This window comes from Erysipelatoclostridium sp. An15 (assembly GCF_002160675.1).
Taxonomy (GTDB): domain Bacteria; phylum Bacillota_I; class Bacilli_A; order Erysipelotrichales; family Coprobacillaceae; genus Thomasclavelia; species Thomasclavelia merdavium.
On sequence record NZ_NFLA01000065.1, the window covers coordinates 1 to 11729 of the forward strand.

10 protein-coding genes and 1 pseudogene are annotated in these 11729 nt (G+C 44.7%); 4 read left to right on the forward strand and 7 right to left on the reverse strand.

The genetic code is table 11. The annotated features are described in order from the left end of the window. Window positions 1-119: 119 nt before the first annotated feature. Together B5E92_RS13755 and B5E92_RS13760 are read left to right on the forward strand one after the other, a co-directional pair. Window positions 120-605 (forward strand): annotated as a pseudogene (locus B5E92_RS13755) (type IA DNA topoisomerase); the annotation flags it as partial. Next, window positions 602-970: a cysteine-rich VLP domain-containing protein gene (locus B5E92_RS13760; RefSeq protein WP_002584962.1), complete on the forward strand. Its 369-nt coding sequence runs from the start codon at window positions 602-604 to the stop codon at window positions 968-970. The pseudogene B5E92_RS13755 and the gene B5E92_RS13760, both read left to right, overlap by 4 nt. Before the next feature lie 363 nt (window positions 971-1333). On the opposite strand, the gene B5E92_RS13765 is transcribed toward B5E92_RS13760, so the two are convergent. The 5 genes from B5E92_RS13765 to B5E92_RS15400 form a co-directional block, all read right to left on the reverse strand. Next, window positions 1334-1546: a hypothetical protein gene (locus tag B5E92_RS13765; protein WP_087303157.1), complete on the reverse strand. Its 213-nt coding sequence runs from the start codon at window positions 1544-1546 to the stop codon at window positions 1334-1336. Window positions 1547-1560: 14 nt separating this feature from the next. Beyond that, the gene (locus B5E92_RS13770; protein WP_087303159.1) at window positions 1561-1878 is read right to left on the reverse strand and encodes a hypothetical protein; all 318 of its coding nucleotides are present in this window, start codon (window positions 1876-1878) and stop codon (window positions 1561-1563) included. Then, window positions 1865-2665, reverse strand: coding sequence for an ExeA family protein (locus B5E92_RS13775; protein WP_087303161.1), 801 nt, complete (start codon window positions 2663-2665; stop codon window positions 1865-1867). Before B5E92_RS13775 ends, B5E92_RS13770 begins: the two co-directional genes overlap by 14 nt. Then, the gene (locus B5E92_RS13780; protein WP_087303163.1) at window positions 2662-3912 is read right to left on the reverse strand and encodes a DDE-type integrase/transposase/recombinase; all 1251 of its coding nucleotides are present in this window, start codon (window positions 3910-3912) and stop codon (window positions 2662-2664) included. The genes B5E92_RS13775 and B5E92_RS13780 overlap by 4 nt, the downstream gene beginning before the upstream one ends. 75 nt (window positions 3913-3987) lie before the next feature. Further along, window positions 3988-4524, reverse strand: coding sequence for a DUF6431 domain-containing protein (locus B5E92_RS15400; protein ID WP_143357595.1), 537 nt, complete (start codon window positions 4522-4524; stop codon window positions 3988-3990). A 220-nt stretch (window positions 4525-4744) separates the two neighbouring features. Between B5E92_RS15400 and B5E92_RS13785 the strand changes: the two genes are divergently transcribed. Both B5E92_RS13785 and B5E92_RS13790 read left to right on the forward strand, forming a co-directional pair. Then, window positions 4745-8044 (forward strand): YodL domain-containing protein, encoded by a 3300-nt coding sequence (locus B5E92_RS13785; RefSeq protein WP_087303165.1) that lies wholly within the window; start codon window positions 4745-4747, stop codon window positions 8042-8044. 4 nt (window positions 8045-8048) lie between these two features. Continuing rightward, window positions 8049-8258 (forward strand): transposon-transfer assisting family protein, encoded by a 210-nt coding sequence (locus B5E92_RS13790; protein WP_002584960.1) that lies wholly within the window; start codon window positions 8049-8051, stop codon window positions 8256-8258. Between the two features lie 201 nt (window positions 8259-8459). On the opposite strand, the gene B5E92_RS13795 is transcribed toward B5E92_RS13790, so the two are convergent. Next, window positions 8460-9236 (reverse strand): hypothetical protein, encoded by a 777-nt coding sequence (locus B5E92_RS13795; RefSeq protein WP_394337384.1) that lies wholly within the window; start codon window positions 9234-9236, stop codon window positions 8460-8462. A 321-nt stretch (window positions 9237-9557) separates the two neighbouring features. Beyond that, window positions 9558-11375: a group II intron reverse transcriptase/maturase gene (gene ltrA, locus B5E92_RS13800; RefSeq protein WP_002610947.1), complete on the reverse strand. Its 1818-nt coding sequence runs from the start codon at window positions 11373-11375 to the stop codon at window positions 9558-9560. Window positions 11376-11729: the final 354 nt, after the last annotated feature.

The following is an 11729-nucleotide window of genomic DNA, read 5'->3' on the forward strand; positions in this document are numbered from 1 at the left end:
AATGAAGCCAAATGAAGAGGAATCCTAATACTTAAAAATGCTCTTGATTATATTGAGAAGGAACACAATTGTACATCATAAATGATCATTTTTGTACAAAATTATATTGACATTTATACCTTGTCGCTATTCTGCCCGACAGCCTTACGTCCCCGCAGCTTACGGCAGAATGGGAAACGCGCCTTACCGGGATTGCAAAGGGCAGCGACAGCCCCGCCGACTTCATGCGCGGGATTGAGGAAATGACAGCGGGGCTTGTCAAGACCTATTCCGCGATTTCCGAGGATAAAGCGAAGCTGTTTACCCCGCAGCGGGAAGCAATCGGCACTTGCCCCCGTTGCGGCGCGGCGGTTTACGAGGGCAAGAAAAACTTTTACTGCTCCGACAGGGCTTGCAGCTTTGTGATGTGGAAGAATGACCGCTTTTTTGAGCAGCGCAAAAAGGCTTTCACAAAGGCGATTGCCGCCGCCCTTTTGAAAGACGGAAAGGTAAAAATCAAAGGTATGTACTCGACCAAGACGGGAAAGACCTTTGACGGAGTTGTGCTGCTTGCCGACACAGGCGGCAAGTATGTAAACTTCCGCGTCGAGCAGAACCGAAAATGATAAGGCTTGATGAAAAGCAATACCGCGCCGTAAAGAAAATGACCCGCGCCGCTTGTGCAAACAACGATTGCGGGAATTGTCTGCTGCTGGACGACGGGGAAACTTGCGTTTGTGTGCAGAGTATCAGCTATTCGCTGCTATGCCGCTATTTCCGCGAAGCGGTATTACCCGCCGACAGGCAGCTTTGCGAACAGATCACCCGCAGCGGGGAAACCGATTTGAAGCGTTGCGCGGTATGCGGCAGCACGTTTGCGGCGGGCAGCAACCGGGCGAAATACTGCCCCGATTGCGCGGCAAAGATACGCCGCAGACAGAAAGCCCAAAGCGAGAGAAACAGGCGTTTACGGATAAAAACAACTACATAGCAAGCACAGCAAACGAGTACCCGTTTGCGAGAAATGCCCGCGCTTCCCATAGAGAGCGCGGGCATTTTGCTTGTTGGGATAGTCCCAAACCCTTATATGACCGAGAAAGGACGTGATGAAAGAATATGCCGTATTCCTCATACGACCATGACAAATTAGAAGCCGCCGAAACCATGCGTGTTGATTAGCGAATTATATTAGCTAATTATTTTCAAATTAAATTAGTTATTTTTGAAGAAGATTTTTATAAATTAATTATGATAGTCAAATTATTTTAACTATTATATTTAAATTATTTTATTATAAATATTATTAAAACAGCCTGATTAATATTTTTAATAATATCAATCAGACTGTTTTTTACTATACCTCTACATCAATACCCAGTATTGATGTAGGATCTTTATCATCACCAGATATCTTTTTTATACTTCTGGCTATTTCATCAAGATTTATTTGGATATCTTTTAATATTGCATATAGATAATCTTCAAAACATTTATCGCTACTGCCTTCTTTAGGAACATAATTTTCTTTTATATATTCGGCCAGTTTAATAAAATCTTCTATATTCATTCAACTTTTCTCCTTTAAATTAGGGTATTGATGATCTTCAGCCCATTGGCTATAGTTAGTCCATCGATTATACTGTTAGTATGTTCTGCCAGTTTTTCACTGTTCCAGAAGATATCATCAGGATGGCTCAGTTCACTGGATATTCCTATTTCTGGAATATCCAGCCATCTTGTTTGGTTGAATTCAATCAGATACACATGATAAAGGCTCCCTTTTCCACTTACTGTAAACCCGGTTATCTGCTTTGTATGTTCGATATCTTTTATCCTGCAGTCCCACCTCATATTTTTATAGCTGCACTCATATATCAGTTCTTTTTTATCCAATTTCATCTGCTGCCTCCATTACTGTATCATTATCAATTATCATCCTGTTTGCTGCTGCACCAACTATCAGACAGTGGGTCATCAGATTGTTCAGTTTTCTTGATGAACCCTGACATGCATTTAACAGTGCTGTTAAAGCTTCTGGCATGACCAGCGGTTCATTTCTTCCTGCTTTTTTTAATTTTATACTGATATAAGTTTCAATATCTTTTTCATTCATCCCGGTTGTTTCATACTGGATCACGATCCTCTGCTTGAGTGCTTCATGAACTGCTCTATTGATCGTATGATTTAATACTGGTGTTCCTGTAAGGATCAGAATTACATAGCTGCTTGAATCAAAATTAAAATTTAAAAGCATTATCAGATCATTCAGGATATCGGTTTTCAAAAATTGTGCTTCATCTAATATTATGACCGGCACTATTCTTTTTTCATCGACCATCTTTTTTATATGGGCCTGGATATTTCTGAAATTATCTATTTTTTTATGATATATTTCCAGTCCCAGCTGATTGCTCAGTTCACGATAGAATTCAATCGTGCTCAGAGTCGACATTGGCATATATATTACTTTATACAGACCAGGATTCAGTGTTTCACTGAATTTTTTCATGATAAACGATTTACCTGTTCCGCTTCGGCCAGTAAATAATCCTATTCCTCTGACATCCTTCAGATAATTGAGTCTTCCCATTGCTTCCCGGTAATCACTGGTTTCTACTGGTATATCGGGCTGCCCTTTTTCAAATGGATTGAATTCAAGGCCGTAATAGATCTTAAAATCTTTCATTGGTCATCCTCCTTTGAAAACAGTGGTCGCTTTCTTTTTATTTTTGAATTGTCTACTTTCTTTACTTCAGATATCTTGATATAGCTGTCATCATCAAATATATAAACCTCACTGAGATCAGGTTTATATTTGATGGTTATCCTGCTGCCTATGTATTCCTGCTTTGTTTCGAAAACTTTTGTATTGAGTCTGATCGTTGCATCATTGGCAACTTTTCTGGTTGCAGTATGATAGAATATTTTTTCAAGTCTTTCTGGTTCGACCCTCCTGATCGATGATTCATCATCCATAAATACATTTACCGGAGTATTTCCATTCAGTGAAGCATGTGGTGAATTATTTTTCTTATTGACATAGAGGGCAAAAGCTGAATCTATATCTTCTGTATTTTTAAACTGATCAAAGTCTGTATTGTACATCCATTGTTCCTTGACTGATTTGAAGCTGCGCTCGATCTTGCCCTTGCTATTGCCGTGGTATACCTGAGCATGAATGATCTGAATCTGCAGCTGAGCACAAATGATCGGCAACTGTTCATTTTTATAAGGTTTTCCATTATCGGCATATAGTCTTTTTGGAACCCCATATTTAGATATTGCCCGTTTCAGTACTGTCTGGACATTGACAGCATTGTCTTCAAGAAAAAATCCATATCCAACGATCATTCGGGAATGATCATCGATGATCATAATAAGATATGTTCTTAATTTATGACCTCTGCTGTCTTTGATATATGAACAGTAGGTCGTATCCAGCTGCCACATATCGTTGGTATGTTCCATTTCAAATGCTCTCATATCTTCGACCGGTATGTGATTGAATTCCGGTTTTGATGCAATAAATCTTGTTATGGTCGATAATGAAATATCCTTCTTCAATATATTCCCATCTTCAATGAGCTTCAAATAAATTGAAGTGGCCGTCATCCTTGGATTTGTTTGTTTCATTTCTATAATTTTGTTTTTCAAAGTTTTATTTAGTTTCCTTGAACGGCCTTTGTCATTACGTGTTTTTGGCATCAGTCCACTAAATCCTTCTTTTTGATATGTATCGTACCAGTATCGTATCGTTTGAAACGAATACTCTTTTGATGTACCATCAGGATATTTCAATGGAGCAGACGCAATCCTCTTAAAATACTGCAACGCTGAACGGTCCGGATATGTTCTGTTAAGAACCGGTATGATCAGTTCATATCTAAAAAGTGCAATCTTAGTATCCAGATCATCTTTTTTACTGTTATTCATTAATAATACACCTCCTGACTTAACCGTATAACAGTTAGAAGAAATATTCAAAGTAACAGTTATGGGAAAATAAGTTTATGGATAAATTGTCATATTATTAACTGAAATACGTTGCATAAACATGGCATGATATTCATAAAAGTAATTCAATATAAAATCAAAGTCATAAAAATCTGCCACTGTAAAAACACTCAAAAATGAATTGAGCCTTTCCTGATGAAATCGAATATAAAACCTGATAATTTTATTTACTGTTTCTCTGGAAAAACCAGTTATCTTTGAAATAACGGTACATGAATCTGTGATGTTGCGATAAGACTTGATTATTCTGATTATCGATGGATTTGATAATATCCGATAAGGTATGATGATACTTGGAAGAAGAGCATGTGTACAACCACAGCTGTCGCATTTGATCCTGATTATAGAAATTAAGAGGGTATGATTGGCATCAATAGTCAAATAACGCTGATAGCAGGCATGACGATGAAAATGACCGGTAGAACCGCAGGTACATTTAACTTTATTTAGATCTAATGATTTTATATCTTTGTCATAAAAATCCTGGGAATAATTATTGAAAGAAAGTGTTTTAAATGTTATCATAGTCATGTACAAGACATACATATGTTTTTGGGAAAAAGGAAGGTAGGACGGCAATCCGATGACCCTTTCTTTTTTTGTATGTCGATCTCCTTAAATATAATAATAAAACAGTTAAGATAATTTGCATATTATTTTCTCAAATTATTTTAACTGTTTTATTATATTTATTAATTTTATTTGACTAATTCCTTTATTTTTTTGTTCAAATAATCTGCTAATCAACACCATGCGGATAGAACGCCGGATATATTTTGAAGCAAAGGACAGGGAGATTGCCCCTTATGCTTCCTTGCCGATTGCGCAGCTACTTTCCATGCGCAGCGAAAGCGCGGCGGCAGAACAGGCGATTTTTGACGACCTTAAAGAACGCGCCGCCGCATGGGAAGAACAGGCGGGAAGAACGCTTTTGCTGGATAAAACACTTGAATATGTGAGAACGCCGCACGTCCAGCACACCGCTAACGAGTGGCAGACCACCGAGCATAACCGCCATATTCGCAGCAACCGGGTATATCAGATGAATTACTACATTTACGAGAATACCCGCTACGACAAAGAAGCGCAGAAATCTATCCCGTATTCATGGACGCTTACATGGAGCGTGCGCACCAACAGCCCAAGCAGAACCCAAGCGAAGATTGCCGGACAAGATAGAAAGGTTTTCACCGACAAGGCAGCTATGGAAAAGTATCTGAATGGGCGTATCAAAGCGTATGACCGCTTGTTTACGGAAATCTCCCCGCCTATCCCGCAGGAGTACGCCGACTATTTCAAAGTAAACGGTATGCTCATGCCGGACTACACCATAGAGGGCGAAGAACCCCCGCAGCAGCAACAGGCGGCAGCTATCCCCGAAAATACCGGGCAGGAAAAGGAGCGTGAACACATGAGCGAACAGTTTTCTATTATGATAGGCAACCGCAGCCGCTTTGACGCGGGCGACCCCGGCGGCTATTGGTTGGATATGCCCGCCACAAAGGAGCAGTTGCACGAAGCTATGCGGAACGTCGGCATTACCGCCGACAACCCGCAGGATTTTTCCATTCGCGGCTATTCCGACGACCCGGAGAAACATATTGCCTTGCCTTATGAAATGGTATGCGCCGCCGACGTGGACGAACTCAATTTTCTTGCGGCGCGGCTCGAACAGCTTGACCCCGCCGAGGTTGGCAAGCTGAACGCAGCTTTGCAGCAGAAAAACGGGCTTGCAAATATTGGACAGGTAATTGACTTCACCTACAACGTGGATTTTTACGTCCATATCCCCGAAGTACATAACTACCACGATTTGGGCGACTATTACTTAAATCAATCCGGCATGGTACAAATGCCCGAAGAATGGAAAGGCGGCATTGACCTTTCTACTTTTGGCAGGAACGCTGCCGCGCAGGAAAAAGGCGCGTTTACCGAGTACGGCTATATCGTGGAAAGCGGCGACGAGTGGGAACGGCAGTTTGAGGGGCGCGAAGTGCCGGAAGAATACCGCATTATGAGTTACCCGCAGCCGGAGCGCGGCGAACAGGACAAAGCCTATATGGACGCAGCCGAAACGCAGCAAGCAGACGCACAGGCCGCAGAGCCGCAGCAGCCCCGCCCCGTCGTCCCCATTATCCTTACTTCCGAAAAGCCCGCCGAAAAGGTAAAGGAGATCACCGCGCGTTTGGAACAGGGCGTACAGGCGATTTTTGACAGCGACCGCTACAAAGAGTTTCTAACCGCTATGTCAAAGTTCCATGATTATAGTTTGAATAACACTATCCTAATTGCTATGCAGGGCGGCAATTTGGTAATGGGCTTCCGTCAATGGGAAAAGGAGTTTGACCGCCATGTAAAGAAAGGCGAGAAAGGCATTAAAATCTTTGCCCCCGCGCCCTACAAGGTGAAAAAGCTGGTTGATAAAATCGACCCCGAAACGAGAAAGCCCATGCTTGACCGCGAGGGAAAAGTGGTAAAGGAAGAAAAGGAAATCACCGTCCCCGCCTTTAAGGTTATAACCGTCTTTGATATTTCGCAGACCGAGGGCAAGGAGTTTCCCGACCTTTCCGTTAAACCGCTGCTTGCCGATGTGGAGCAGTACGAGGATTTTTTCGCCGCCCTTGAAAAAGCGTCCCCCGTCCCGATTGCATTTGAGCAGATCACAAACGGCGCAAATGGGTATTTCAGTTTGACCGACAAGCGTATTGCAATCAAAGAGGGCGTGAGTGAATTACAGGCGGTAAAGACCGCCATTCACGAAATCGCCCATGCGAAGCTGCACGACGTAGACTTAAACGCCCCGCCGGAGCAGCAAAACCGCGTTGACCGCCATACCTGCGAGGTAGAAGCGGAAAGCGTCGCTTATACGGTTTGCCAGCATTTCGGCCTTGATACTTCCGATTACTCTTTCGGCTATGTGGCTGGTTGGAGCAGCGGCAAGGAAATGACCGAGTTAAAAGCGTCCCTTGAAACAATACAGACCACCGCAAAGGAACTCATTACCGAGATTGAGGGGCATTTTACCGAGTTGCAGCAGCAGCGGCAAGCCGAGCAGGAGCAGGGCGATACCTTTTCCATTTATCAGTTAAAGCGCGGGGACGAAACAAGGGACTTGCGCTTTGAGCCTTATGACCGTCTGCAAGCGGCTGGACTTACCATTGACCGGGTAAATTATGAACTCGTCTATACTGCACCGCTTACAAAGGATATGACGCTGGGCGACATTTGGGAAAGGTTTAATATCGACCACCCCGCCGACTTTAAGGGGCATAGCCTTTCCGTTTCCGACATTGTTGTGCTTCATCAGAACGACGAGGACACCGCCCACTATGTAGACAGTATCGGTTTTCAGCAAGTGCCGGAGTTTTTGCAGGAGCAGCAGACCCCCGTATTTGACAAGCTGCCGCCCGAACAGCAGCAAGCCTTGTCCGACACCGTACAAGACACTTTGCAAATGCTGGTTGACGCAGACAAGCGGATTTATGGCGACGTTACGGGCAAGACCCTTGAAGCAATCGCGGCGCAAGGATATTCCTACAAGGACGGGCAGCTTGAAAAGCAGCAGCCGGAAGCGACCCCCGACAGCCTTTTGACGGGTGAAACCGTTAGAACGCCGAGGGGCAATTTTCATATTACCGATATGAGCCGTGAACAGATCGAAGCGGCGGGATTTGGTTTTCACCATGCGTCGGAGGACGGGAAGTATCTCATTATGGGGAATGGCACACAGGCTTATGCCATAGCCGCCGAGCAGCCGCAGCGGGATAATCCCTTAAAGCACGTCGAGGACACCATAGAGCAGAACGACAACAATTTTGACGGGCTTATCAACAATACGCCGCAAACGCCCACCGTTGCAGATTTTGAGCAGCGGGCAAAGGCGGGGGAAGCGATTTCCGTTACCGACCTTGCAAAAGCGGTAAAAGCCGAGAAACGGGAACAGCCGCAGAAAAAACCGTCCATTTTGAAGAAGCTGGACGAATACAAGAAACAGGCGGCGCAGCAGCCGAAAGATAAACAGAAAGAGCATAAAAAGGATTTGGAGGTTTGATAGCATGAATACCCGCTTTACCATTGAGGAAGAAAACATTGTTGCGATCTACGCCGAGGACAGCCGGGAAACAACGCTTGAAAATATCCTTGCCGCCATGCCCTACATGGACGAGGATATGCGCCAGCTTGCCGCCGCAGCGGTGAACAAGCTGCAAGCCATGACGGACAGCGAGTTTTCCGAAAGGGAGTTTATCTTGACCGACGAGGAATAGCCCATAGAGAACAGGGGCGCGGTTGCCGATTTCCGGCACCGCGCCCCTGTTCTTTTTTTGTCCTTGCGTGGACAATTAGAAAGCCGTTTTTGCGGGTTTGAATATACTTTATCGTCTATGTCGTTTTCATGCGCTGGAAGCCGCAGAAACACAGGCGTTTTCAGCCCTTAACATTCCACTTGCCACCCCATGTTTTGCGCCTTATCGCTCCTGCTCCCGCGCCCTGCTTTGGGACGGGTAAAGAATACTATCGACGTTCTTTTTGACAACGCCGTATTCCTGCATTTGCTTCTTGGCTTGCCGATAATCTTCATACAATTTGGTTTTCCTGTCGTTTAAGCTTCTATACTCCTTGCGCAGCGCGGCGAGATCGGGCAGCTTCTTTATCTGCATTTCCTTTAATGCCCTTGCCGCAGCTTCAAACAGGATAATTTCGCTTTCATGCCCCCGCAGATACTTTTCCTTGTCCGGCGATTTTCGGTATTCATCGTAAATCGGTTTTAACTGTCGGTATGTGGTGGTGTGCTTGATAAGCAGCGACAAATCAGACATACGCTGTTCCACTTCCTTAACCGCCTTTGCCGCCGCGTCATGAGCGGTCATAATATCGGCTATCTTGCTTTCAAGTTCGCTATAATACTCAATCTTGTTTTCGGTTAGGAAGTTCATGCTTTTAGCAGCCTGTTTCAGATTATGGATTTTTGCCCACCGTTCATAGCCCGCCGACTGTTGGGCTTTGATACTGTTTTCAAGATCGACGACAAGCCGGATTTTCTTATCTTCCCGCAGCGTTTTTGTTTTGGCAACATACACGCCCTTGATACGCTCCTTTATCGCTTCTTCCGTATAGGCCGCGCCGAGCGTCTTTGTGCGGGTAAACCGTTCCTGTCCGGCAGCGCGAAAGGAAATGTATTTGCCCTGTTTGATTTCATACCCCATTTCCTGCAAGCGGCGCAGCAGTTCGTCAAAATCTTTCACTTGGGGAATGAGAGTATCTATCGCCGTTTTCAGCTTTGCTTTGTAGCTTGTCCCTTGCTTTTCGGCGGTGTATTCTGCATAGCTTTTTCCCTTGTCCTGTCCCGGTACGACGACGGATAGCCCATGCTCTTTACATATCCTGTCGCTGGTGCGCCGGATAAAGTGATAGCTTTGCTTGTTGGAATGGTACTTTTTGTAGTCAACGAAGCTAACCGCGTTGAGTAGGCTAAGTACCCAGCGCCTTGCCGCATTGCTGCGGTAGGTTTCCGGACACTCGCCCCCGAACCGGACTTACAACTCTCGCTGTATCCGGCTCTCCATTCATTCACAGTCTGCACTGTGTATTTTAGTGTGACAGCTTTCACAGACTACCAGTGTTTTCCGGTTAATCTTTTTCATAAAAGCTGCCCACGGTTGACTTTCATCCAGCTCTTTCAGCGTTCTTACCTGGTGCATCACCAACACTGAAGTTTCTTTTCCACACCATTCACACCGATTTGCTTTCAATCGTGCGCCAAGACTGGGCTTCTTCAGAATGCCTTTTGGCTTATGGATAATATCCGCTTCTTTTCCCAGAGGATAGGGGTCTCTGGCAAGACTGCCTTGCCACAGTAGTCGAATACGCTCCTTGCCATGTTTGTCCTGAAATTTCACACCGATGTCTTTGCCGATACGATACTGAACAATGATTTTGCGCTTTGTTGTGCGGTATTTACAGGCCAGAGTTTTGTAAAAGCTGTACTCCATGATATAGCGGAACTTGTGTAGCTTGGAGCGATTGTTTGCAATCGCATAATAGTTACAGAATCCTCGTATCTCGCCGTTGTACTGGTCAAGAATACTCAGGTCCGTTCGCCCGACAAGTTTTCCGCGATGGGTGGGCTGCCAAATCTCTGTTCCATTGCGAACATCGATTCTCATGGCTCCCAGTTCCAGCAGCTTCTTCTGAATGGCGGAAGTTGGGACTTCCAGCATGACATGGCCGCTGTAATTTCTGGCCGTAGAACCACTTTTGGTTTTCTTGGTGTGATTGCTCTGCGGTGTAACCCTGATTTCAAATCCTAAGAATTTTGCCCGGTCTGTCGCTTTGGTTACCAGCGTCTTTTCGTCCGACAGTTCCAATTTCAACTGTCCGGCGATATATGTGCCGATTTCCTGTTTCACAGCCTGTGCATCCTCTTTGGCTCCGATGATACCGATAAGAAAGTCATCAGCGTAGCGGACATATTGCAGTCTGCGGAAGTTTTCGTCCATAGGGTCTTTACAGGGGATGGACTTGTGAACCTTGTCCAGTTCCCAGATGCTTTCCAGTAAGGACTGCTTTTCTTCCTCAGTTTTTGCCTTTGCCAGCTTTCTTTTGAGTCGGATTCTCTTATCGCTCAGCTTGCGGTATTCCACATTGACGGCTCGCTTGTTCCCACGGTCAAACCGTTTCTTAAACTCTGCCATATATTTGTCGAACTGGTCGAGATAGATATTGGCGAGAATAGGACTAATGATGCCGCCCTGTGGCGTGCCGCTGTAGCTTTGATGCACTTGGTTATCTTCCATATATCCCGCATTAAGAAATTTACGGATAAGGCGCAGGAAGCGTTCATCTTTGATTCTCTTGCGGAGGATGCCAATCATGACATTATGGTCGATATTGTCAAAGAAGCCTTTAATGTCTCCCTCCACAAACCATTTGCACCGTGTAAAGCGATTTTGAATCATTCTCAAGGCTGTGTGACAGCTTTTATTGGGTCGAAAGCCGTGGGAGGTGTCCTCAAAGCTGTTTTCATAGATGGATTCCAACAGCATACGGACAACTTCCTGTACCAGCTTGTCGTCAATGGACGGGATGCCCAGAGGACGGAGTTTTCCATTCTTTTTGGGAATATATGTCCGTCTGGACGGCTTGGGCTGGTAAGATTCGTCTTTCAGGGCTGCAATAAGCCTGTCAACTCTTTCAAGGCTCATTGCGTCAATGGTTTTCCCGTCTGTGCCTGCGGTCATGTTTCCCTGACTGGCATAGATATTTTGATACGCCTGTAAGAAAAATTCCCGGTTGAACAGATTGCGGTACAATCTGTCATAGACATAGCCGGATTGAGCTGAATGCTCTTGCAGACTGTTCAATACATTTTCTGGATTTCTCATAGTGCCTCACGCACCTTCCTTTCTTTTGCATTGAATCGAATGAACTGCCGCCCTTCGCCATGTGCGTGCCATTAACACGCTCGGACTACTACGGCGGCTCCGTTGCCATATTGGATTTTCAGGGCCTGCACCCATAGCTCTTGCGAGCATTCCAACTTAGGCAATCCCCATTTAGTAACAGAGTAAAAAGCTGTGTTCATTGTCGGATACGGTTTTCGTCCTTTTATGCTGATACATGTTAATAGTAAAATAAAGATAACCAAAAAGGTTGGTATAATAATTACCAGTTTCGGCAATGAAAAACTATCCTAAGGTTATCTTTTTTGATAGAATCTTCTGTATTCAAATACAGGA

Bases quoted from the DNA above. Each gene is read 5' to 3' on its own strand.
- B5E92_RS13765 (WP_087303157.1), bottom strand. From the start codon at position 1,546: ATGAATATAGAAGATTTTATTAAACTGGCCGAATATATAAAAGAAAAT.
- ltrA (WP_002610947.1), bottom strand. From the start codon at position 11,375: ATGAGAAATCCAGAAAATGTATTGAACAGTCTGCAAGAGCATTCAGCT.
- B5E92_RS13785 (WP_087303165.1), top strand. From the start codon at position 4,745: ATGCGGATAGAACGCCGGATATATTTTGAAGCAAAGGACAGGGAGATT.
- B5E92_RS13760 (WP_002584962.1), top strand. From the start codon at position 602: ATGATAAGGCTTGATGAAAAGCAATACCGCGCCGTAAAGAAAATGACC.
- B5E92_RS13780 (WP_087303163.1), bottom strand. From the start codon at position 3,912: ATGAATAACAGTAAAAAAGATGATCTGGATACTAAGATTGCACTTTTT.
- B5E92_RS13775 (WP_087303161.1), bottom strand. From the start codon at position 2,665: ATGAAAGATTTTAAGATCTATTACGGCCTTGAATTCAATCCATTTGAA.
- B5E92_RS13770 (WP_087303159.1), bottom strand. From the start codon at position 1,878: ATGAAATTGGATAAAAAAGAACTGATATATGAGTGCAGCTATAAAAAT.
- B5E92_RS15400 (WP_143357595.1), bottom strand. From the start codon at position 4,524: ATGACTATGATAACATTTAAAACACTTTCTTTCAATAATTATTCCCAG.
- B5E92_RS13790 (WP_002584960.1), top strand. From the start codon at position 8,049: ATGAATACCCGCTTTACCATTGAGGAAGAAAACATTGTTGCGATCTAC.